Below are 21,689 nucleotides of genomic sequence, written 5' to 3' on the forward strand. Positions count from 1 at the left end.
ACTCAAACCATCGCCGCAAAATTCAGCCGAAACTGCTGCGGCGTCACCCCCATCCGCCGGTTGAACACACTGCGCATGTGTTGCGCATCGCGAAACCCGCATTGATACGCCACGGTCTTCAGCGGCGCCGCGGTGCTTTCGAGCATCACCCGCGCCGCATCCACCCGCGCCCGTTCGACGAATTCCGCCGGGGTGACTTTCGCCTCCCGGGCAAACACCCGAGAGAAATTCCGCGCACTCATGTTCGCCGCCTTCGCCAGGTCGGCAATGGTCAGGTCACCGGTGAGATTGGCCAGCACATACAGCTGCACCATCGCCACTGCCGACGTCGGCTCGATGTGGGGCGTGAGGAACGGGCTGAACTGCGACTGCCCGCCGGAGCGCTGAGTGAACACCACCAGCCGCTTGGCCACGCTCAGCGCAACCTCGGCGCCATGATCACGCGCCAGCAGGTACAGCGACAGATCGATCCCCGCCGTCACCCCCGCCGAGGTATAGAGCTGGCCATCCTCGACGTACAACCGATCAGCCTCGACCCGGCTCGACGGGCACAATTGCGCCAGTGCCTCAGCGTCGTTCCAGTGAGTGGTGACCGTTCGCCCGTCCAGCAATCTCGCCCGGGCCACCACCGAATACATCCGCGACATCGAATCCGACCTGCTCTACCACCACTCGCGCCGGGTGTTTCTGTTCGGCGCCTTGAGCGGTGAGCGCCGGCAACTGGCCTACGATCCGGAGCTGTTGTACGTCGGCGCAATGTTCCACAACCTGGGTCTGGTCGAAGGGCACCGCAGCGACGACGAGCGCTTCGAAGTCGATGGCGCCAACGCAGCCGCGGCGTTTCTCAAGCCATACGGATTGAGTGACGACGATATCGAGCAGGTCTGGCTGTCGATCGCCCTGCACACCACGCCGGGGGTGCCGAAGCATCTGCGTCCGACCGTGGCGCTGGTGACCGCAGGCGTCGAGATGGACGTGCCGGGCATGGACTACGCGGCGTTCACCATGGTGCAGCGCGAAGCGGTGGGGCATGCGCATCCTCGGGGCGAGGGCTTCAAGGAATGCATCATCTGCGCGTTCGCCGATGGCCTGCGTCACCGTCCGCAGACGACGTTCGGCAATGTGAAGACCGATGTGCTGAAGGATCAAATGCCGGGGTTCAAACCGATGAATTTCGTCGAGGTGATTCGCCAGTCGCCCTGGGTTTCCTGAAAGGCGTAAAAAAACCTCGCGACCGCTTCCGGTCGCGAGGTTTTTTCTGTCCGCAGACTTAAACCGCTTCTGGCGTCGGCGCCCGGCGCACGTCCGGTTGCTTCCACGAATCCGCAGCACTTTCTTCGATGGCCAGCTGAATCGCTTTCTTGCGGGCTTCTTCGGCACGGCGGCTGAAGAACCAGACCAGGAAGGTCACCAGCGATACCGCCAGCAGAATCAGGCTGGCCACGGCGTTGATCTCCGGCTTCACGCCCAGGCGCACTGCCGAGAACACTTCCATCGGCAGGGTCGTCGAACCCGGCCCGGACACGAAGCTTGCCAATACCAGGTCATCCAGCGACAGGGCGAACGACATCATGCCGCCCGCCGCCAGCGACGGCGCGATCATCGGGATGGTGATCAGGAAGAACACCTTCCACGGCCGTGCGCCCAGATCCATCGCCGCTTCTTCGATCGACAGGTCCAGCTCGCGCAGGCGCGCCGACACCACCACCGCCACATACGCCGCACAGAACGTAGTGTGGGCGATCCAGATGGTGACGATGCCCCGTTCCTGTGGCCAGCCGATCATCTGCGCCATCGCCACGAACAGCAGCAACAGCGACAGACCGGTAATCACCTCAGGCATGACCAGCGGCGCGGTGACCAGGCCGCCGAACAGCGTGCGGCCCTTGAAGCGAGTGATGCGGGTCAGCACGAAGGCTGCCAGCGTACCCAGCGCCACGGCGGCAATCGCGGTGTAGCAGGCGATTTCCAGCGAACGCACCACCGAGCCCATCAGTTGCGAGTTGTCGAGCAGGCCGACGTACCACTTCACCGACCAGCCGCCCCACACCGTCACCAGTTTCGAGGCGTTGAACGAGTAGATCACCAGGATCAACATCGGCAGGTAGATGAACAACAAGCCGAGCACCAGCATCAGGCTGGAGAAACGGAAGCGCTTCATTCTTTACCCTCCATTTCCTTGGCCTGACTGCGGTTGAACAGGATGATCGGCACGATCAGGATCGCCAGCATCACCACCGCCAGGGCGGACGCCACCGGCCAGTCACGGTTGTTGAAGAACTCTTGCCAGAGCACTTTACCGATCATCAGGGTCTCCGGACCGCCGAGCAGTTCCGGGATCACGAACTCGCCCACCACCGGGATGAACACCAGCATGCAGCCGGCGATGATGCCGTTCTTGGACAGCGGCACGGTGATTTTCCAGAAGCTGTTGAACGTGCTCGAACCCAGGTCGGACGCGGCCTCCAGCAGGCTGGTATCGTGCTTCACCAGGTTGGCGTACAGCGGCAGGATCATGAACGGCAGGTACGAATAGACGATCCCGATGTACACCGCGAGGTTGGTGTTGAGGATCTGCAGCGGCTCGTCGATCAAACCCATGCTCATCAGGAAACCGTTGAGCAGGCCGTTGTTGCTGAGGATGCCCATCCACGCGTACACGCGGATCAGGATCGCGGTCCAGGTCGGCATCATGATCAGCAGCACCAGCACCGTCTGCAGCTCCTTGCGGGCGCTGGCGATGGCGTAGGCCATCGGGTAACCGATCAACAGGCACAGCAGCGTGCTGAAAAACGCCATTTTCAGCGAACCGAGGTAGGCGGCGATGTACAGCTCGTCTTCGCCGAGCAACACGTAGTTGCCCAGGTTCAGCAGCAGTTGCAGCTTCTGCTCGGCGTAGGTGTAGATCTCGGTGTACGGCGGGATGGCCACGTCCGCTTCGGCGAAGCTGATCTTCAGGACGATGAAGAACGGCAGCATGAAGAACAGGAACAGCCAGATGAACGGAACCCCGATGACCAGCTGACGGCCACCGGGAATTATTCGATTGAGCCGGCGTTTGAATTTGCGCATGTTCATGAGCGAAGTACCACGCCGCTGTCGTCTTCCCACCACACGTAGACCTGATCGCCCCAGGTCGGACGTGCGCCACGGCGTTCGGCGTTGGCCACGAACGACTGCACCAGCTTGCCGCTCGGCAATTCGACGTAGAACACCGAATGACCGCCGAGGTAGGCGATGTCATGCACCTTGCCGCTCGACCAGTTGTACTCGCAGGTCGGCTGATCGGCGGTGACCAGCAGTTTTTCCGGGCGGATCGCGTAGGTCACGGACTTGTCCTGCACCGAGGTGCTGATGCCGTGGCCGACGTAAATCTGCCGGTCGAGATCCTTGCAGGTGATGGTCGCGTGGCCTTCGGCGTCGTCGATCACTTCGCCTTCGAAGATGTTCACGTTACCGATGAATTCGCAGACCAGACGGCTGGTCGGGGTTTCGTAGATGTCGATCGGGCTGCCGATCTGGGCAATCCAGCCCAGGTGCATGATCGCGATGCGCTCGGCCATGGTCATGGCCTCTTCCTGGTCGTGGGTCACCATCACGCAGGTCACCCCCACGCGCTCGATGATTTCCACCAGTTCCAGCTGCATCTGCGAACGCAGTTTCTTGTCCAGGGCGCCCATCGGCTCGTCGAGCAGTAGCAGTTTCGGCCGCTTGGCCAGCGAACGCGCCAGCGCGACACGCTGCCGCTGGCCACCGGACAACTGATGCGGCTTGCGCTTGGCGTACTGGCTCATCTGCACCAGTTTGAGCATCTCGGCCACGCGGGCGTCGATCTCGGCCTTGGGAATCTTGTCCTGTTGCAGGCCGAAGGCGATGTTCTGCGCCACGGTCATGTGCGGGAACAGGGCGTAGGACTGGAACATCATGTTGATCGGTCGCTCGTACGGCGGCATGTCGGTGATGTCGACGCCGTCGAGGAAAATGCGCCCCTCCGTGGGCCGTTCGAACCCTGCCAGCATCCGCAGCAGAGTGGATTTGCCCGATCCCGAACCGCCGAGCAGGGCGAAGATCTCGCCCTTCTTGATTTCCAGGGACACATCGTCCACGGCAACCGTCTCGTCGAACTTCTTCGTGACCCGGTCGATTTTGACCAACACCTGTTTCGGTGTCTGGTCGCCCTCGAGGGCTTTCTTATAGGCGCCGGAGGCAACTGCCATTTACGAAACTCCCAGAAAAAAAGAGTGCAGCCCGCCCACGCAAGACGAACCCAGGATAGTTTGTACGTTGACGCTATTTACCCGACTTGACCTTGGTCCAGCTGCGGGTCATCAAACGCTGAATGTTCGGCGGCAGCTCGGTCGACACGTAGGTCTTGTCGAGCACGGCCTGCGGTGGATAAACCGACTCGTCGGTGCGGATGGACTGCTCCATCAGCTTGTCCGAACCCGGGTTGGGGTTGGCGTAACCGACGTAATCACTGACCTGGGCGATCACCTCAGGTTTCAGCAAATAGTTGATGAAGGCGTGGGCCTCTTTGACGTTGGACGAATCCTTCGGAATCGCCAGCATGTCAAACCACAGCGCGCCGCCCTCCTTCGGGATCGAGTAGGCGATGTTCACGCCTTTCTTGGCTTCTTCGGCGCGGTTCTTCGCCTGGAAGATGTCGCCGGAGAAACCGATGGCCACGCAGATGTCGCCGTTGGCCAGGTCGCCGATGTATTTCGAAGAATGGAAGTAGGTCACGTAAGGACGCACCGCCAGCAACTTGGCCGTGGCCTTCTCGTAATCCTTGGGATTGGTGCTGTTGGCGTTCAGGCCCATGTAGTTGAGCATGGTCGGCATCATTTCATCGGCCGAATCGAGGAATGCCACGCCGCAGCTGTGCAGCTTCTTGATATTCTCCGGCTCGAACAGCACGCTCCAGGAGTCGATCTTGTCGATGCCGAGCACGGCTTTCACTTTGTCGACGTTGTAGCCGATGCCGTTGGTGCCCCACAGGTACGGGACGGCGTACAGGTTGCCCGGATCGTTCTGTTCCAGGCGCTTGAGCAGCACCGGATCGAGGTTGGAGTAGTTCGGCAGCTGCGCCTTGTCGAGCTTCTGGAACGCGCCCGCCTTGATCTGCTTGCCGAGGAAGTGGTTCGACGGCACGACCACGTCGTAACCGGTACGCCCGGCGAGCAGTTTGCCTTCCAGGGTTTCGTTGGAGTCGAACACGTCGTAGACCGGCTTGATCCCGGTTTCTTTCTGGAAATCGGCCAGAGTGGTCTCGCCGATGTAATCCGACCAGTTATAAATATGCACAGTACCGGCGGCATGGGCACCGACAGCGAACGTCAGGCCGGCAGCGGCCAGCAGGGCATTGCGCAAAGAAGAAAAAATAGGCAAGTGGAGGTCCTCTAATTGAGTTGGGCCCAAGTTGCCCCGTGCTGCATGACAGTCACGGTTGCCCGGCAACAAAACCGGCGCGCAACTTACCTTCGAAAAACCGTTCCAGCAAAACTTTCTGTCATTTAATTGCACCGCTGACCGCCCAGGTGAAGGCGACGGCCAGCGATGGCTGCTTCAAACCGGCTTATTTACCGGATTTGATCTTGGTCCAGCTGCGAGTGATCAGACGCAGGGTGGCCGCGTCCAGATCGCTGATCGCGTAGAGCTGCTTCTTCACTTCAGCCGAAGGGTAGATGCTCGGATCGCTGGTGATTTCCTTGTCCACCAGGGCGGTGGCCGCCTTGTTGCCGTTCGGGAAACGCACGGCGTTGGTGATTTCGGCCATCACTTTCGGATCGAGCAGGTAGTTCATGAACTTGTAGGCAGCTTCGACGTTTTCGGCATCCTTTGGAATGGCGACCATGTCGTAGAAAGTACCGGCACCTTCTTTCGGAATGGTGTAGGCCAGTTTGACCTTGTCACCGGCTTCCTTGGCGCGGGTCTTGGATTGCTCCAGGTCACCCGAGTAACCGACCGCCACGCAGATGTTGCCGTTGGCCAGGTCGGAGATGTACTTCGAGGAGTGGAAGTAGGCAACCGAAGGACGCACTTTGAGGAACAGGTCCTCGGCGGCTTTCAGGTCAGCCTTGTCTTTGCTGTTGGTCGGTTTGCCCAGATAGTGCAGAGCCGCCGGAATCATTTCGGTCGGCGCGTCAAGGAAGCTCACGCCGCAGCTTTTCAGCTTCTCGATGTTTTCAGGCTTGAACACCACGTCCCAGGAATCGATCTTGTCGATGCCCAGCGCAGCCTTGACCTTCGCCGGGTTGTAGCCGATGCCGATCGAACCCCACATGTACGGGAACGCGTGCTTGTTGCCCGGGTCACTGGCATCGCCAACGGCCTTGAGCAGGTCTTCGTCGAGGTTCTTCCAGTTCGTCAGCTTGGACTTGTCCAGTTCCTGATAAACGCCGGCCTTGATCTGCTTGGCCAGGAAGTTGTTGGAAGGCACCACGATGTCGTAACCGGACTTGCCGGCCAGCAGCTTGGCTTCCAGGGTTTCGTTGCTGTCGAAAACGTCATAGACGACCTTGATGCCGGTCTCTTTTTCGAAATTGGCAACCGTGTCCGGCGCGATGTAATCGGACCAGTTGTAAACGTGCAACACCTTGTCGTCCGCCTGGACCGCACCCGCCATCACGCCCATCAGGGACATGGCGAGCAGAGTCTTGCCAGCGAGCTTTTTGCCTAATGCCTTCATGCGTTAATGCTCCAAATTTTTCTTTTTTGAACCACTTTGTTCAGCGGCCGAACCCGGACAACTGCAACCGCGGCTAGTCTGGCAAGATCCGAGGCGGTCTTTCAAGAAAAGACCAGCCTTTGTGACAGCTCCGAGCGACAGTGCAGCAGCTCCATCGCTCTGAGCCTAGCACTTAGCCCTGCAGCGCACTCAGGGTCAGGTCCAGACACTTGCGTGCCTTTGTAACCAGCTCGTCGATCTCCGCCTTGCTGATCACCAGCGGCGGCGCGATGATCATGGTGTCGCCCACGGCACGCATGATCAGCCCGTTGTCGAAGCAGAACTGGCGGCAGATCATGCCCACACCCTTGCCTTCGTAACGCTTGCGAGTGGCCTTGTCCTGCACCAGCTCGATGGCCCCCAGCAGACCGACCCCGCGCACTTCTCCCACCAACGGGTGGTCGTTCAGTTCGCGCAGACGTTTCTGCAAATACGGTGCCGTTTCTTCATGAGCGCGTTCGATGATTTTCTCTTCGCGCAGAATCCGGATGTTTTCCAGACCCACCGCCGCCGCCACCGGGTGCCCGGAGTAAGTGAAGCCGTGGTTGAAATCACCGCCCTCGTTGAGCACCGCCACCACTTCGTCACGCACGATCAGGCCACCCATCGGGATGTAGCCGGACGTCAGGCCTTTGGCGATGGTCATCATGTGTGGCTTGAGGTCGTAGAAGTCGCTGCCGAACCACTCGCCGGTACGGCCGAAACCGCAGATCACTTCATCCGCCACGAACAGGATGTCGTACTTGGCGAGGATCTCCTTGATGCGCGGCCAGTAGGTATCTGGCGGAATGATCACCCCGCCGGCGCCCTGGATCGGCTCGGCAATAAAGGCACCGACGTTGTCCACGCCGACTTCCAGAATCTTTTCTTCCAGCTGATTGGCCGCCCAGATCCCGAACTCATCCGGGGTCATGTCGCCGCCTTCGGCGAACCAGTAAGGCTGGGCGATGTGGACGATGCCCGGAATAGGCAAATCGCCCTGCTCGTGCATGTAAGTCATGCCGCCCAGGCTCGCGCCGGCCACGGTGGAACCGTGATAGCCGTTCTTGCGGCTGATGATGACTTTCTTGTTCGGCTGGCCCTTGATCGCCCAGTAATGGCGAACCATGCGCAGCATGGTGTCGTTGCCTTCGGAGCCGGAACCGGTGAAGAACACGTGGTTCATGCCTTCCGGCGCCACGTCGGCTATGGCCTTGGCCAGTTCCAGCGCCGGCGGGTGGGCGGTCTGAAAGAACAGGTTGTAGTAAGGCAGTTCGCGCATCTGCTTGGCGGCGGCGTCGGCCAGTTCATCGCGACCGTAGCCGATCGCCACGCACCACAGGCCGGCCATGCCGTCGAGAATCTTGTTGCCTTCACTGTCCCAGAGGTACACGCCCTTGGCATTGGTGATGATCCGCGGGCCTTTCTCTTTCAGCTGCTTGAAGTCGCTGAACGGGGCCAGGTGGTGATCGCTGCTGAGCGCTTGCCACTCACGGGTTTGCGGGTTGTTGCTGGTCATGCCAATTCTCCTTGTTATCGGTGAAGGCGCGGCGTTCGACCGCCGCGCCGGGCGCATCAGACGGCGAACAGCAGGTATTCCCGCTCCCACGAACTGATCACGCGCTTGAAGTTTTCATGCTCGGCCCGCTTGACCGCGACGTAGCCGGTGATAAAGGTCTTGCCCAGGTATTTCTCGATGGTCGCGCTGTTTTCCATGCGCTCCAGCGCGTCTTCGATGGTCAGCGGCAGGCGCAGGTTGCGGCGCTCGTAACCACGGCCCACCACGGGCGCGCTCGGGTTGATGCCTTCGACCATGCCGATGTAGCCACAGAGCAGGCTTGCGGCAATCGCCAGGTACGGGTTGGCGTCGGCGCCCGGCAGACGGTTTTCCACCCGACGGTTTTGCGGGCCGGCATCCGGAACGCGCAGGCCCACGGTGCGGTTTTCTTCGCCCCACTCCACGTTCACCGGTGCCGAGGTGTCCGGCAGGAAGCGGCGGAACGAGTTGACGTTCGGTGCGAACAGCGGCAGCAATTCCGGGATCAGTTTCTGCAAACCACCGATGTGGTGCAGGAACAGCTGGCTCATGGTCCCGTCTTCGTTGGAGAACACGTTCTTGCCGGTCTCGATGTCGATGATGCTCTGGTGCAGGTGCATCGCACTGCCCGGCTCGCCGGTCATCGGCTTGGCCATGAAGGTGGCGGCCACGTTGTGCTTGAGCGCGGCCTCGCGCATGGTGCGTTTGAACACCAGAATCTGGTCGGCCAGCGACAGCGCATCGCCGTGACGGAAGTTGATTTCCATCTGCGCGGTGCCGTCTTCGTGGATCAGCGTGTCGAGGTCCAGCTCCTGCAATTCGCACCAGTCGTAGACGTCTTCGAACAGCGGATCGAATTCGTTCGCCGCTTCGATGGAAAACGACTGACGACCAATCTCCGGACGCCCGGAACGGCCGACTGGCGGCTGCAGCGGATAGTCGGGGTCGTCACTGCGCTTGGTCAGGTAGAACTCCATTTCCGGCGCCACGATCGGCTGCCAGCCCTTGTCGGCGTAGAGTTTCAGGACTTTCTTGAGGACGTTGCGCGGCGACAGCTCGATCGGGTTGCCTTGCTTGTCGTAGGTGTCGTGGATCACCTGGGCGGTCGGCTCGATGGCCCACGGCACCAGGTACACGGCGTTCTGGTCGGGACGGCAGATCATGTCGATGTCGGCCGGGTCGAGCAGTTCGTAATAGATGTCGTCTTCGACGTAGTCGCCGGTCACGGTCTGCAACAGAACGCTCTCTGGCAGGCGCATGCCTTTTTCGGCGATGAACTTGTTGGTCGGCGAGATCTTGCCCCGGGTGATGCCGGTCAAGTCGCCGATCATGCATTCGACTTCTGTGATCTTGTGGTCTTTCAACCAATCGGTGAGCTGGTCGAGGTTGTTACTCATAAATGCCTCTGGGCTGAGTCTCCTGACAGATGTCAGGCAATGTTTGACGCACCTGGCGTCGCGTTAAAGGGCCTTGCTTGCGCGCAGTGCCGGCTTACGCCCGGCACCGCGCATAGACAATGAAAGAGGAGCTTACCTGCCCTTTACGCTGGCGTTGCATTTCCTGTGCACATCCCGGGCGTGCAGAATCACGGGCACGGCGACGGACGCGGTGCAGGCCGGGATCGGGAAAGAGATCTATATTGAAAGGAGAAACGCTGAAGAGGATGCCCTCGCACACGTCCAGAATATCGGACGCTGCCACTCGATCTGCCATGGATCTGGAGATCGCTGACACGTTGCAGGCCTTGCTGGCCACGCTGCGGACGGACGTGTCGCCACTGATGTGATAAGCATGCAGACCGGGCTGCAAAGAGCAGTCGGTGACGCCGATTAACGGCAGGCGAGACATGAAGCACCCCGGTATTATTGCTGTTATGGGTTTGATCCGAGCTTAGCCTTGTTCATTTTTTTACACAACACCCCCGTAAAAAATACAACACGGCCTGCTCAAGCCTGCGGGTGGCGCGTCCTTCACGGCTAAAAAAATGCCCCAAAGTGCCCCATAAATGCCCTCGCGGCGCTTTTTCAGGGCACAAAAGGCCTCGCTTGACTTCGGCAGGCCGTTCGGGTTGACTGAAACCAGAAAAGATCAATGATTGATATTTTTAACAACAAAGGTGTTGCATCATGTCGGTACCCCCGCGTGCCGTTCAGCTTAACGAAGCGAACGCGTTCCTTAAGGAACATCCTGAGGTTCTGTACGTTGACCTTCTGATTGCGGATATGAATGGTGTGGTGCGCGGCAAGCGCATCGAACGCACCAGCCTCCACAAGGTTTACGAGAAAGGCATCAACCTGCCGGCCTCTCTATTTGCTCTGGATATCAATGGCTCCACGGTGGAAAGCACCGGCCTGGGCCTGGACATCGGCGACGCCGACCGTATCTGCTATCCAATCCCCGACACCCTGTGCAACGAGCCATGGCAGAAGCGCCCGACAGCGCAACTGTTGATGACCATGCACGAACTCGAAGGTGATCCTTTCTTCGCCGACCCGCGCGAAGTGCTCCGTCAAGTTGTTGCAAAGTTTGACGAGCTCGGCCTGACCATCTGCGCCGCGTTCGAACTCGAGTTCTACCTGATCGACCAGGAAAACGTGAACGGCCGCCCTCAGCCGCCACGCTCGCCGATCTCCGGCAAACGCCCGCATTCGACCCAGGTTTACCTGATCGACGACCTCGACGAATACGTCGACTGCCTCCAGGACATTCTGGAAGGCGCCAAAGAGCAGGGCATCCCGGCCGACGCCATCGTCAAGGAAAGTGCCCCGGCGCAGTTCGAAGTGAACCTGCACCACGTCGCTGACCCGATCAAGGCATGCGATTACGCGGTCCTGCTCAAGCGTCTGATCAAGAACATCGCCTACGACCATGAAATGGACACCACCTTCATGGCCAAGCCGTATCCGGGCCAGGCAGGCAACGGTCTGCACGTCCACATTTCGGTTCTCGACAAAGAAGGCAAAAACATTTTTGCCAGCGAGGATCCCGAGCAGAACGCCGCGCTGCGTCACGCGATCGGCGGTGTGCTCGAGACCCTGCCCGCGCAGATGGCTTTCCTCTGCCCGAACGTCAACTCCTACCGTCGTTTCGGCGCACAGTTCTACGTGCCGAACTCGCCGAGCTGGGGCCTGGACAACCGCACCGTGGCCCTGCGCGTACCGACCGGCTCCGCCGACGCGGTCCGTCTGGAACACCGCGTGGCCGGCGCCGACGCCAACCCGTACCTGCTGATGGCATCGGTGCTGGCGGGCGTGCACCACGGTCTGACCAACAAGATCGAGCCACCGGCTCCGACCGAAGGCAACAGCTACGAGCAGAACGAGCAGAGCCTGCCGAACAACTTGCGCGATGCCCTGCGCGAGCTGGACGACAGCGAGGTGATGGCCAAGTACATCGATCCGAAATACATCGATATCTTCGTCGCCTGTAAAGAGAGCGAGCTGGAGGAGTTCGAACACTCCATCTCCGACCTCGAGTACAACTGGTATCTGCATACCGTTTAAGCGGACTGCAGCAAAGGAAAACGCCGTTGGCTTCTCAGCCAGCGGCGTTTTTTTATTGGCCTCTGTGGCAGACATTCAAGCTCTGCGTACAATGCTCGCTGCCCCGCAGGAGACTTTCATGACGCGCCCCGCCCCCGTCCGCAAACCCCGTGCCCGCAGTCAGGCGCGGATCGATTCGATACTCGACGCCGCGCGCACGCTGCTGGCCGCCGAGGGTGTGGCGAGCCTGTCGATCTACAGCGTGGCCGAGCGCGCGCAGATTCCGCCCTCCTCGGTCTATCACTTCTTCGCCAGCGTCCCGGCGTTGCTCGAAGCGCTCACCGCAGATGTGCACGCAGCCTTTCGCGCCTGTCTGCAAGCGCCGATCGATCACGATGCCCTGCGCGACTGGCGCGACCTGTCACGACTGGTCGAAGAACGGATGCTGGAAATCTACGGCGAGGATGCCGCCGCCCGCCAACTGATCCTCGCGCAGCACGGCCTCACCGAAGTCACCCAGGCCGACCGTCAGCACGACCTCGAACTCGGCGACCTGATGCACAAGTTGTTCGACCATCACTTCGAACTGCCGCGCCTGCCGGATGACGTCGATGTGTTCGCGCTGGCCATGGAACTGGGCGACCGCGTCTACGCCCGCTCGGTGCAGCAGCACGGTCAGATCACCCCGCGCATGGCCGAGGAAGGCATGCGGGTGTTCGATGCCTATATCGGGCTGTATCTGCCACCGTATCTGCCCAAGCGCTGAGACACGATCAGCGATCAATAAAAAACCCCGAAGGGCTCACGCCCTTCGGGGTTGTTTTTGTCCCACGCCCTTACAACTTGGCGATGGACACCTCGGTGGATTTCACGAAGGCGATCACTTCGCTGCCGACCTCCAGTTCCAGCTCCTTGACCGAACGGGTGGTGATCACCGAAGTAACGATGCCGGACGCGGTCTGCACGTCGATTTCCGACAGTACGTCGCCGAGAACGATCTCCTTGATCGCGCCTTTGAACTGGTTGCGTACGTTGATGGCTTTGATAGTCATGGCATTGATTCCTGTCGTTTGCTTGAGTTATTGAGCCCAACGCAGTTGCGTAGGCAAGGGTGATACGGGTTCCGGCGCCGGCGGCTCGCCGGGCAGGGACAACACACGGTTGAGCACTTCGGTTTCCAGCGCAGCCAGACGATGAGAGCCACGCACCCGCGGGCGCGGCAGCTCCACTGGCAGGTCGAGGCCGACTTTGCCGTCCTCGATCAGAATCACCCGGTCGGCAATCGCCACCGCCTCGCTGACGTCGTGGGTTACCAGCAACACGGTGAAGCCATGCTGTTGCCAGAGACGTTCGATCAGTTGCTGCATCTCGATCCGGGTCAGCGCATCCAGCGCGCCCAGCGGCTCGTCGAGCAACAGCAGACGCGGCTGATGGATCAACGCCCGGGCCAGCGCCACACGCTGCTTCTGCCCGCCGGACAACGCTGCCGGCCATTCATGGGCGCGATCCGCCAGGCCCACCGCATCCAATGCCTGCAAGGCTTGCGGGCGCCAGTCGCCCTTGAGGCCGAGACCGACGTTGTCGATGATCTTTTTCCACGGCAGCAGCCGCGCTTCCTGGAACATCAACCGGGTGTCATCCCGCGCATCGCTGAGCGGTGCGGCACCGGCGAGCAAGTCGCCGCCGGAGGGTTGATCGAGGCCGGCGAGCAAGCGCAGTAACGTGCTTTTGCCGCATCCGCTGCGCCCGACCACGGCGACAAACTGCCCCGCCGGAATGTGCAGATCGATGCCCCGCAACACCTGCCGGGAGCCGAAGGTCTTTTGCAGGTTGTGCACCGCCAGCGGAATCCCGCGCAGCAGGCGTGGCGGTTGTTGAGCGGTCATGCCGCACCTCCTTTCGCCACTTGATACGCCGGATGCCAGCGCAGCCACACACGTTCAAGTCCACGGGCCGCGAGGTCGGCCAGTTTGCCGAGCACCGCGTACAGCAGAATCGCCAGCACCACCACGTCGGTCTGCAGGAACTCCCGGGCGTTCATCGCCAGGTAACCGATGCCGGAGCTGGCGGAGATGGTCTCCGCGACGATCAGCGTCAGCCACATGAAGCCCAGGGCGAAGCGCACGCCGACCAGAATCGAAGGCAGCGCGCCCGGCAGAATCACCTGCCAGAACAGGCTGAAACCGGACAGGCCATAACTGCGGGCCATTTCAACCAGCGCCGAGTCGACGTTGCGGATGCCGTGATAGGTGTTGAGGTAAATCGGGAACAACGTGCCCAATGCCACCAGGAAAATCTTCGCCGACTCGTCGATGCCGAACCACAGGATCACCAGCGGAATCAGCGCCAGGTGTGGCACGTTGCGGATCATCTGCACCGAGCTGTCGAGCAGGCGTTCGCCCCACTTCGACAGGCCGGTGATGAACCCCAGCACCAGACCGATGCTGCCACCGATGGTGAAGCCCAGCGCGGCGCGCCAGCCGCTGATCGCCAGGTGCGTCCAGATTTCACCGCTGCGCACCAGGCTCACACCGGCTTCGATCACCGCTATCGGCGCCGGCAGAATCCGCGTCGACAACCAGCCCGCCGACACCGACAACTGCCACACCGCCAGCAACAACACCGGCAACGCCCAGGGCGCGAGGCTGTGGATAAGTTTCTTCATGGCGGCGCCTCAGCTCTGGGACGCGGCTTTGGGAAGAATGTCGTTGGCCACCATCTCGCCGAACGGGCTGACGTAACCGGCGCTTTTCGGCAATTCCGGACGCTCGACATCGAGGTGCGGGAACAGCAGTTCAGCCACCCGATACGATTCTTCGAGGTGTGGATAACCGGAGAAGATGAAGGTATCGATGCCCAGATCCGCGTATTCCTTCACGCGCGCCGCCACGGTCGGGCCGTCGCCGACCAACGCGGTACCGGCACCGCCGCGCACCAGGCCGACGCCGGCCCACAGGTTCGGGCTGACTTCGAGGTTGTCGCGGCTGCCACCGTGCAGCGCGGCCATGCGTTGCTGGCCGACCGAATCGAACCGCGCCAGCGAAGCCTGGGCACGCTTGATGGTGTCGTCGTCCAGGTGCGAGATCAGGCGATCCGCCGCTTGCCAGGCTTCAGCATTGGTTTCCCGCACGATCACATGCAGGCGAATGCCGAAGCGCACGGTGCGCCCGAGCCTGGCGGCCTTGGCGCGCACCTGTTCGATTTTCTCGGCGACGGCTGCGGGCGGCTCGCCCCAGGTCAGGACCATTTCCACTTGTTCGGCGGCCAGATCCTGGGCCGCTTCCGACGAGCCACCGAAGTACAGCGGCGGACGCGGTTGCTGGATCGGCGGATAGAGCAATTTGGCGCCCTTCACGCTGATGTGCTCGCCGTCGTAATCCACGGTTTCACCTTCCAGCACCCGACGCCAGATCCGGGTGAATTCCACCGAGGCCTGATAGCGCGCTTCGTGATCGAGGAACAGGCCGTCGCCGGCCAACTCTTCCGGATCGCCACCGGTCACCAGGTTGAACAGTGCACGACCGCCGGACAGACGATCCAGGGTCGCCGCCTGACGCGCCGCCACCGTCGGGGAAATGATCCCGGGGCGCAGGGCGACAAGGAATTTCAGACGCTGGGTCACCGGGATCAACGATGCCGCCACCAGCCACGAGTCCTCGCAGGAACGGCCGGTGGGAATCAGCACGCCGCCGAAACCCAGTCGATCCGCCGCTTGCGCGACCTGTTGCAGATAGCCGTGGTCGACGGCGCGGGCGCCTTCGGCGGTGCCAAGGTAATGGCCGTCGCCGTGGGTAGGCAGGAACCAGAAAATGTTGAGGCTCATGGAGTGGTCTCCTTGGGGATTCGAATTACTGCGCCTTGGCCACAGCGGCCGGTGGGGTCCAGATCACATCCTTGATGCTCAACGGCTTGGGAATCAGCTTGAGCTGGTAGAAGGTGTCGGCGATTTTCTGTTGCGCGGCGACCACTTCCGGGGTCAGGAACAGCGCGCCGTAGCCCTGGCGTTTCACCGAAGTCAGGGTGATGTCTGCCGGCAGGCCGAGCAGCGGCGACACCTGTTGGGTCACGTCTTGCGGATTGGCCTTGGACCACTCGCCGACGGCGCGCACTTCTTCCACGAGGGTCTTGATCACCTCGGGATTTTTCTGTGCGTAGGGTTTGGTCGCCAAGTAGAACTGGTGGTTATCGACGATGCCTTTGCCGTCACGCAGGGTGTGCGCTTGCAACTGTTTCTCGGCAGCGGCCTGGTACGGGTCCCAGATGACCCAGGCGTCGACACTGCCACGCTCGAACGCGGCGCGGGCATCGGCCGGCGGCAGGAATACGGTTTGAATGTCGGTGTACTTGAGGCCGGCGTCTTGCAGCGCACGCACCAGCAGGTAGTGGACGTTGGAGCCTTTGTTCAGGGCGACTTTCTTGCCCTTGAGATCCGCCACCGATTTGATCGGCGAGTCTTTCGGCACGAGGATCGCTTCGCTGTTCGGCGCTGGTGGCTCGTAAGCGACGTAGAGCAGATCAGCGCCGGCTGCCTGGGCGAAGACCGGCGGGGTTTCGCCGGTGACGCCGAAGTCGATCGAGCCGACGTTCAGGCCTTCGAGCAGTTGCGGGCCGCCGGGGAATTCAGTCCATTGCACGTCGACGCCTTGGGCGGCGAGACGTTTTTCCAGGGTGCCCTTGGCTTTGAGCAGCACCAAAGTGCCGTACTTCTGATAACCGATTCGTAGCGTCTCGGCCTGAGCTTGAGTGATGGCGCCGAAGGACACAGCCGCAGCAAACAGAGCGACCAGACCACGACGCAAAAATACAGTGCGCATAGCGCTCTCCTTTTTGCTGTTGGGTTTAGGCTGCACCTGCTTGGCCGTTGGCGGCTGAGTAAGGTGAGTACTTCAAGTTTCGGTGTGGCTCAAATGCTCCAGCGAGCACTCAACAAACGTTCGTTCAACACGCCCGGTTCCAGCGGCTTGGGCCGGCGGGCCATGGCGCTGACAAACTGGTCCAGCGCCTCATGCAGCCGCTGCTCCAGTGCCGGTGCCAACTGCGCCTGGGCACTGCCTTCGCCGTAGGCGATCTGGCTGTCCTCGGCAAAAATCCCTTGCAGCATTTCCTGGGCCTTCAACGCCGACAGCACCGGCTTGAGCGCGTAATCGACCACCAGCATGTGGGCGATGCTGCCGCCGGTGGCCATCGGCAAAACAATCTTGTGGTTCAGCGCACGCTCGGGCAGCAGATCCAGCACGGTCTTCAGGGCGCCGGAAAACGACGCCTTGTACACCGGCGTGGCGATCAGCAGGCCATCGGCGTTTTCAATCTGTTGCAGCAGGTCGAGCACCTTCGGGCTGTCGAAGCGGGCGTGGAGCAGGTCTTCGGCCGGGAAGTCCCGCACCTGATAACTCACCACTTCCACCCCTTGCTGCTGTAACCAGCGTTGGGAGCGCTCCAGCAACACCCCGGAGCGAGAACGTTGACTGGGACTGCCACCGAGTGAGACGACCAGCATTCAGACGATTCCTTTGCGCGTTACAGGCGATTCGCGGGTTGCGATCTCGCTTCGATGTCGGTGACCTTACCAGCTGATTTATATATCTATAAATCATATTTATTCATTTGGTTATTCTTTATGGAGATATACATTTCACTTTCCTGCGGCAAAAAAAACAGGCCGTCAAAGCGGCCTGAAACCCTGCATCGTGGTGTGTACTGATCGCTCCCTGACTGATCGTTCCCACGTCGAGGCGTCGAACCGTCCGCGTGGGAACGATCTGCAACGAGATGTGCCCGGTAAGGTTATTTGTTCGGCTGTGGGGTCAGGCGCAGGTACGGTTTCACCGCGCGGTAACCCTTGGGAAAGCGCTGCTTGATTTCGTCTTCGTCCTTGAGCGACGGCACGATCACCACTTCTTCACCGTCCTGCCAGTTGGCCGGTGTGGCCACCTTGTAGTTGTCGGTGAGCTGCAGCGAATCGATCACCCGCAAAATCTCGTGGAAGTTGCGACCGGTGCTGGCCGGATAAGTGATGGTCAGGCGGATCTTCTTGTTCGGATCGATCACGAACAGCGAACGCACGGTCAGGGTGTCGTTGGCGTTCGGGTGAATCAGATCGTACAGATCAGACACCTTGCGATCGGCATCGGCCAGGATCGGGAAGTTGACGATGGTGTTCTGGGTTTCGTTGATGTCCTCGATCCACTTGTGATGCGAGTCCACCGGGTCGACCGACAGTGCGATGACCTTCACGCCGCGCTTGGTGAACTCGTCCTTGAGCTTGGCGGTGAAGCCCAGTTCGGTGGTGCACACCGGGGTGAAATCCGCCGGGTGGGAAAACAGCACGCCCCAGCTATCGCCCAGCCATTCGTGGAAACGAATCTTGCCGGCGCTGGAATCCTGTTCGAAATCGGGGGCGATATCGCCAAGTCTGAGGCTCATGGTGCGGCTCCTGATAAGAGGTTGGAGACCTCAACTGTAGCTCGGGATTCGTTCTTCTGAAAAAGAATAAATAACTAGATATTTATATCCATATTGAATATTAAACTTCTGTTCACTGGACGCCCCGCAGCATCGCGACGAACATCGCCCTCAAGGTTCGAGAAGGCCTTGAGTTGCTGTAAAGAGGGGAACATCGGGAAAGGCTTACGGGGGTGAGCCGGACCCGAAAACGCAAAAGCCCCGTCCGGCGCAATGCCGGACGGGGCTTTTTTACATCAGTGCAGGAGCGCGCTATTACAGCAGCGGGATCGAGTAGCTGACGATCAGGCGGTTTTCGTCCTGGTCACGCTGACCTGGGATGTCGTTGCGCCACATAGCGTTTTTCCACATCACGCCAACGTTTTTCAGCGGACCTTGCGGTACGACGTAACCGATGGTCAGGTCACGTTCCCACTCGGAGTTGCCATGGCCGTTTTCACGGCCATTTTTACCCACGGTGTCGATATTATCGCCACGCAGGTAAACCACACCCGCGGTCAGGCCAGGCACGCCAACCTTGGCGAAGTCATAGGAGTAGCGAGCCTGCCACGTACGTTCGCCAGCACGGGCAAACTTGGCGATCTGCATGTCGGTGGTGATGTAAGCCGAGGAACCATCACCCTGGTTCAGCCAAGGGAAGTCACTGCTGCCGTTGCTGACCTGGTAGCCGCCACCGAAGGTATGACCTTCAACGCTATACAGGAACAAGCCGCTGTAAAGGTTGTTGTCGACTTTGCCCTTACCCGCATTGAAACCGGTGTAGTTACCGTTACTGAAATAAGCCGAGTCGTGGCCATTCAACCCGTCATCGGAGCTGTTGAAGTAACGGAAGTCAGACTTCAATACGCCCGGGCCGATGGCCCAGTTGTGTACCAGGCCCAGGAAGTGCTGTTTGTAGAAGTCTTCCAGATTGCCATAGTAGTACTGGGCAGTCAGGTCTTTGGTGATTTTGTAATCACCACCGGCGTAGATGAACTTGTTGCTGTTAGCCGTACGAGCACTTGCACCGCCAATGGCCATGTTCTCGTTATTGCTGGAGTTACGCCCCTTCACAGCTTCGATCTGACCGCCAATCAGCGTCAGGTCTTTGATCTCGTTGGACGTGATCTGGCCACCTTGAAAGGTTTGCGGCAGCAGACGGCCATCGTTGGTCACGATGACTGGCAGCTTTGGCTGCAGGGTGCCGAGCTTCAGTTCAGTCTGGGAGATCTTGGCTTTGGCAGTCAGGCCCAGGCTGGAGAAGTTGTTAACCGCTTTGCCATTGGACTCACTTGGGAAAACCGTGCCGCCGTACGACGTGCTGCTGGTTGCCCCATTGGTGCCGCCACCCGAATCCAGACGCACGCCCAACAGGCCGATGGCATCGATACCGAAACCGACGGTACCTTGGGTGTAACCGGAGATGTAGCGCAGATCGAAGCCTTGGCCCCATTCTTCAGCTTTGCTCTGGGTGGAGTGAGCACCAGAATCACGGTTATCGTTATTGATGTAGAAGTTACGCAGCCCCAGGGTGGCCTTGCTGTCTTCGATGAAACCGGCGGCGCCTGCCTGCTGCGCCAAAACCCCTACGGCCACGGCCAGGGCCAAGGTGGACTTGTTCATGTATCGCTCCTATCGTTTCTAGTTCTTTTGTTGGCGGTTGCGGATCGATTGTCCGCAATCCTCAACGTGTAATTCGCGGCTGGCCGTTTACCCCCCAGCCAAAGCCGCGGAAGAATACCCCTGCATAATCCCAAAAAGAATTGTTCAACCCTTTTTCATAGCGTTAGGGCATATGCAAACGCACCACCGATCCGAGGTATCGGCTGAAGCGCCGATTCCTGAACATCAGGATTGTCGAGGGACAAAATTGCCAAAAAACCGGGCAGATCACCGGCTCCGGACGGACTCACTTTAGACCCCAGCATAAAAATCAAAAAGAATAAAAAACAATTAGAAACTATAATTAAGGAATATCAAAAAAAACGCAAAAAAACCTCGCCAAAGGGCGAGGTTCTTTTTCGAGGACTTTTTACATGAAGCTATAGGTGTAGTTGAAGATCAGACGCGTCTGATCCTGGCTGGCGATGCCAGTACCGCTGCCACGGTAAGTACCATGACGCACCGTCGTGCCAAACCCTTTCAGAGCACCTTGCTGAATGGTGTAGTCCACACGCAGGTCACGTTCCCACTCCGACTGATCGGCGCCACCGTTCTTGGCTTTGATGTCATCACCGTACAAGTAGGCAACCGAGGCTTTCAGGCCAGGCACGCCCAGCGCAGCGAAGTCATAGCTGTATTGACCGAACGTGGTGTTTTCACCGGCACGGACAAAGCCGTTAACCATGGCGTCAGTGAACAAATAGAAACTGGTTCCACCGGCACCTTCGGGACGACCGTTGCCATCCAACACATTGCCTTGGTTCAAGTAGACGAAACCACCGTCATCGTTGACGCGCTGATGACCCACCAAGAAGGCACTGCCACCCAAGGTGTAGGTGAACATCGCACTCCAGGTTTTGTTGTCAACTTCACCGGCGTTCTTGGCATAGCCACCGTTGTTGTTGAACTGATAGCCGGCTTCGCCGTTCTTGCCATCGGAGCTGCTGTCAAAATAGCGAATATCGGTCTTGAACGACTGGTTGGTGCCGATCGGAAGAACATGCACCAGGCCGAAGAAGTTCTGCTTGTAATAATCCTGCAGGTTGGAGTGGTAGTACTGCAGGGTCAGGTCTTTGGTGACCTTCCAGTCGGCGCCAGCATAGCGGAACTGATTGCTGTCCTGCGTACCACCAGCCACCGCGAGGCCAGTGCTGTTTGTCGAGGCACGACCCACTGCATGCTCGAGCTGACCGGCGTTGAAGGTGACGTTGTCGATTTCTTTGGAGGTGACCGTGCCACCCTCGAAGGTTTGAGGCAGCAGGCGGCTATCGTTCGCGACCAGAATCGGCAAGTTAGGTTGCAGTGCACCACCCAAGTGAGCTTCGGTCTTGGACAGACGTGCCTTGACGTTACCCGCTATGCGGCTCCAGGAATGTGTTGCCGAACCGTCGGAATCACTCGGGGAGAACGTGTTGCTGTCCGGGTGGTGCCCACGTCCACCATCCAGGTGAATGCCGCTGAGCGCCTGCACATCCAGACCAAACCCGACCGTGCCCTGAGTGAAACCGGAGAGGTAATCGAACTTGAAGCCCTGCGCGGTCTCTTTCTGATCGGCGCCGCCATCACGGTTATCGTTGTTGTAGTACATGGTGCGGGAACTCAGGGAAGCCTTGCTGTCTTCGATGAAACCCGCGGCCCCTGCTTGCTGCGCCAATACCCCAAAGGCCACAGCCACGGCCAAGGTGGACTTATTCATTCTCAAGCTCCTCGTTTCTAATTCTTGTTTGCCTGGCCCGGATCAACGCCCGAGTCCGAAGGTTAGCGATTAGCGCCAGAGCGTGACTCACAAGTCAATCGTAACTTTGTGTGTCTACGACCATAGTCTAATCTCCGGTGTTTTGGTCCATGCCGCTTCATGAGT

General features: G+C 59.8%; 20 protein-coding genes and 1 pseudogene. 3 read left to right on the forward strand and 18 right to left on the reverse strand.

Features of this window, described 5'->3' with window-relative positions; all coding sequences use genetic code 11:
* Positions 1 to 2: 2 nt before the first annotated feature.
* A pseudogene (locus ACKJSM_RS04120) lies at positions 3 to 629 on the reverse strand (GlxA family transcriptional regulator); the annotation flags it as partial.
* Here ACKJSM_RS04120 and ACKJSM_RS04125 point away from each other — a divergent pair.
* Positions 589 to 1,212: an HD domain-containing protein gene (locus ACKJSM_RS04125; protein WP_410236688.1), complete on the forward strand. Its 624-nt coding sequence runs from the start codon at positions 589 to 591 to the stop codon at positions 1,210 to 1,212. The pseudogene ACKJSM_RS04120 and the gene ACKJSM_RS04125 sit on opposite strands and share 41 nt — an antisense overlap.
* 58 nt (positions 1,213 to 1,270) lie before the next feature.
* On the opposite strand, the gene ACKJSM_RS04130 is transcribed toward ACKJSM_RS04125, so the two are convergent.
* The 8 genes from ACKJSM_RS04130 to ACKJSM_RS04165 form a co-directional block, all read right to left on the reverse strand.
* Positions 1,271 to 2,161: an ABC transporter permease subunit gene (locus ACKJSM_RS04130; protein ID WP_410236689.1), complete on the reverse strand. Its 891-nt coding sequence runs from the start codon at positions 2,159 to 2,161 to the stop codon at positions 1,271 to 1,273.
* The gene (locus ACKJSM_RS04135; protein ID WP_236178982.1) at positions 2,158 to 3,039 is read right to left on the reverse strand and encodes an ABC transporter permease subunit; all 882 of its coding nucleotides are present in this window, start codon (positions 3,037 to 3,039) and stop codon (positions 2,158 to 2,160) included. The genes ACKJSM_RS04130 and ACKJSM_RS04135 overlap by 4 nt, the downstream gene beginning before the upstream one ends.
* 35 nt (positions 3,040 to 3,074) lie before the next feature.
* The gene (locus ACKJSM_RS04140; RefSeq protein WP_007953506.1) at positions 3,075 to 4,217 is read right to left on the reverse strand and encodes an ABC transporter ATP-binding protein; all 1,143 of its coding nucleotides are present in this window, start codon (positions 4,215 to 4,217) and stop codon (positions 3,075 to 3,077) included.
* A gap of 73 nt (positions 4,218 to 4,290) precedes the next feature.
* A complete protein-coding gene (locus tag ACKJSM_RS04145) occupies positions 4,291 to 5,388 on the reverse strand; it encodes a polyamine ABC transporter substrate-binding protein (RefSeq protein ID WP_276574204.1) in 1,098 nt (365 codons plus the stop codon).
* A gap of 187 nt (positions 5,389 to 5,575) precedes the next feature.
* On the reverse strand, positions 5,576 to 6,688 hold the full coding sequence (locus tag ACKJSM_RS04150) for a polyamine ABC transporter substrate-binding protein (RefSeq protein WP_236178762.1): 1,113 nt from the start codon (positions 6,686 to 6,688) through the stop codon (positions 5,576 to 5,578).
* A 172-nt stretch (positions 6,689 to 6,860) separates the two neighbouring features.
* Positions 6,861 to 8,225, reverse strand: coding sequence for an aspartate aminotransferase family protein (locus ACKJSM_RS04155; RefSeq protein WP_236178761.1), 1,365 nt, complete (start codon positions 8,223 to 8,225; stop codon positions 6,861 to 6,863).
* Between the two features lie 56 nt (positions 8,226 to 8,281).
* Positions 8,282 to 9,640 (reverse strand): glutamine synthetase family protein, encoded by a 1,359-nt coding sequence (locus ACKJSM_RS04160; RefSeq protein ID WP_007953514.1) that lies wholly within the window; start codon positions 9,638 to 9,640, stop codon positions 8,282 to 8,284.
* A gap of 94 nt (positions 9,641 to 9,734) precedes the next feature.
* Complete coding sequence (locus ACKJSM_RS04165) at positions 9,735 to 10,091, reverse strand: glutamine amidotransferase (protein WP_236178760.1); 357 nt, start codon at positions 10,089 to 10,091, stop codon at positions 9,735 to 9,737.
* Positions 10,092 to 10,369: 278 nt separating this feature from the next.
* On the opposite strand from ACKJSM_RS04165, the gene ACKJSM_RS04170 reads away from it, so the two are divergent.
* Positions 10,370 to 11,746 carry a glutamine synthetase family protein gene (locus ACKJSM_RS04170; protein ID WP_011336449.1) on the forward strand — a complete coding sequence of 459 codons (1,377 nt, stop codon included), beginning with the start codon at positions 10,370 to 10,372 and terminating at the stop codon, positions 11,744 to 11,746.
* A gap of 118 nt (positions 11,747 to 11,864) precedes the next feature.
* Positions 11,865 to 12,491 carry a TetR/AcrR family transcriptional regulator gene (locus tag ACKJSM_RS04175; protein ID WP_007953517.1) on the forward strand — a complete coding sequence of 209 codons (627 nt, stop codon included), beginning with the start codon at positions 11,865 to 11,867 and terminating at the stop codon, positions 12,489 to 12,491.
* Positions 12,492 to 12,561: 70 nt separating this feature from the next.
* Here ACKJSM_RS04175 and ACKJSM_RS04180 read toward each other — a convergent pair whose 3' ends face one another.
* From ACKJSM_RS04180 to ACKJSM_RS04220, 9 genes are all read right to left on the reverse strand, one after another.
* Positions 12,562 to 12,777, reverse strand: a complete 216-nt coding sequence (locus tag ACKJSM_RS04180; RefSeq protein WP_007953520.1) for a molybdopterin-binding protein — start codon at positions 12,775 to 12,777, stop codon at positions 12,562 to 12,564.
* 27 nt (positions 12,778 to 12,804) lie between these two features.
* Positions 12,805 to 13,611, reverse strand: a complete 807-nt coding sequence (gene ssuB, locus ACKJSM_RS04185) for an aliphatic sulfonates ABC transporter ATP-binding protein (RefSeq protein WP_410236690.1) — start codon at positions 13,609 to 13,611, stop codon at positions 12,805 to 12,807.
* Entirely contained in the window at positions 13,608 to 14,390 is a 783-nt protein-coding gene (gene ssuC, locus ACKJSM_RS04190) for an aliphatic sulfonate ABC transporter permease SsuC (protein WP_236178757.1), read from the reverse strand. Before ssuC ends, ssuB begins: the two co-directional genes overlap by 4 nt.
* Positions 14,391 to 14,399: 9 nt before the next feature.
* Positions 14,400 to 15,548, reverse strand: coding sequence for an FMNH2-dependent alkanesulfonate monooxygenase (ssuD, locus tag ACKJSM_RS04195; RefSeq protein WP_236178756.1), 1,149 nt, complete (start codon positions 15,546 to 15,548; stop codon positions 14,400 to 14,402).
* Positions 15,549 to 15,573: 25 nt separating this feature from the next.
* Positions 15,574 to 16,539: a sulfonate ABC transporter substrate-binding protein gene (locus tag ACKJSM_RS04200; protein ID WP_410236692.1), complete on the reverse strand. Its 966-nt coding sequence runs from the start codon at positions 16,537 to 16,539 to the stop codon at positions 15,574 to 15,576.
* 89 nt (positions 16,540 to 16,628) lie between these two features.
* Complete coding sequence (gene ssuE / locus ACKJSM_RS04205; RefSeq protein ID WP_410236694.1) at positions 16,629 to 17,222, reverse strand: NADPH-dependent FMN reductase; 594 nt, start codon at positions 17,220 to 17,222, stop codon at positions 16,629 to 16,631.
* Positions 17,223 to 17,509: 287 nt separating this feature from the next.
* A complete protein-coding gene (locus ACKJSM_RS04210; RefSeq protein WP_410236695.1) occupies positions 17,510 to 18,148 on the reverse strand; it encodes a peroxiredoxin in 639 nt (212 codons plus the stop codon).
* Between the two features lie 294 nt (positions 18,149 to 18,442).
* A complete protein-coding gene (locus ACKJSM_RS04215) occupies positions 18,443 to 19,789 on the reverse strand; it encodes an OprD family porin (RefSeq protein ID WP_410236697.1) in 1,347 nt (448 codons plus the stop codon).
* A gap of 409 nt (positions 19,790 to 20,198) precedes the next feature.
* Complete coding sequence (locus ACKJSM_RS04220) at positions 20,199 to 21,524, reverse strand: OprD family porin (protein WP_410236698.1); 1,326 nt, start codon at positions 21,522 to 21,524, stop codon at positions 20,199 to 20,201.
* Positions 21,525 to 21,689 lie beyond the last annotated feature (165 nt).

This window comes from Pseudomonas sp. PHC1 (assembly GCF_046487845.1).
Lineage (GTDB): Bacteria > Pseudomonadota > Gammaproteobacteria > Pseudomonadales > Pseudomonadaceae > Aquipseudomonas > Aquipseudomonas sputi.

Bases quoted from the DNA above. Each gene is read 5' to 3' on its own strand.
- ACKJSM_RS04130 (WP_410236689.1), bottom strand. From the start codon at position 2,161: ATGAAGCGCTTCCGTTTCTCCAGCCTGATGCTGGTGCTCGGCTTGTTG.
- ACKJSM_RS04140 (WP_007953506.1), bottom strand. From the start codon at position 4,217: ATGGCAGTTGCCTCCGGCGCCTATAAGAAAGCCCTCGAGGGCGACCAG.
- ACKJSM_RS04150 (WP_236178762.1), bottom strand. From the start codon at position 6,688: ATGAAGGCATTAGGCAAAAAGCTCGCTGGCAAGACTCTGCTCGCCATG.
- ACKJSM_RS04155 (WP_236178761.1), bottom strand. From the start codon at position 8,225: ATGACCAGCAACAACCCGCAAACCCGTGAGTGGCAAGCGCTCAGCAGC.
- ACKJSM_RS04160 (WP_007953514.1), bottom strand. From the start codon at position 9,640: ATGAGTAACAACCTCGACCAGCTCACCGATTGGTTGAAAGACCACAAG.
- ACKJSM_RS04165 (WP_236178760.1), bottom strand. From the start codon at position 10,091: ATGTCTCGCCTGCCGTTAATCGGCGTCACCGACTGCTCTTTGCAGCCC.
- ACKJSM_RS04170 (WP_011336449.1), top strand. From the start codon at position 10,370: ATGTCGGTACCCCCGCGTGCCGTTCAGCTTAACGAAGCGAACGCGTTC.
- ACKJSM_RS04175 (WP_007953517.1), top strand. From the start codon at position 11,865: ATGACGCGCCCCGCCCCCGTCCGCAAACCCCGTGCCCGCAGTCAGGCG.
- ACKJSM_RS04180 (WP_007953520.1), bottom strand. From the start codon at position 12,777: ATGACTATCAAAGCCATCAACGTACGCAACCAGTTCAAAGGCGCGATC.
- ssuB (WP_410236690.1), bottom strand. From the start codon at position 13,611: ATGACCGCTCAACAACCGCCACGCCTGCTGCGCGGGATTCCGCTGGCG.
- ssuC (WP_236178757.1), bottom strand. From the start codon at position 14,390: ATGAAGAAACTTATCCACAGCCTCGCGCCCTGGGCGTTGCCGGTGTTG.
- ssuD (WP_236178756.1), bottom strand. From the start codon at position 15,548: ATGAGCCTCAACATTTTCTGGTTCCTGCCTACCCACGGCGACGGCCAT.
- ACKJSM_RS04200 (WP_410236692.1), bottom strand. From the start codon at position 16,539: ATGCGCACTGTATTTTTGCGTCGTGGTCTGGTCGCTCTGTTTGCTGCG.
- ssuE (WP_410236694.1), bottom strand. From the start codon at position 17,222: ATGCTGGTCGTCTCACTCGGTGGCAGTCCCAGTCAACGTTCTCGCTCC.
- ACKJSM_RS04210 (WP_410236695.1), bottom strand. From the start codon at position 18,148: ATGAGCCTCAGACTTGGCGATATCGCCCCCGATTTCGAACAGGATTCC.
- ACKJSM_RS04215 (WP_410236697.1), bottom strand. From the start codon at position 19,789: ATGAACAAGTCCACCTTGGCCCTGGCCGTGGCCGTAGGGGTTTTGGCG.
- ACKJSM_RS04220 (WP_410236698.1), bottom strand. From the start codon at position 21,524: ATGAATAAGTCCACCTTGGCCGTGGCTGTGGCCTTTGGGGTATTGGCG.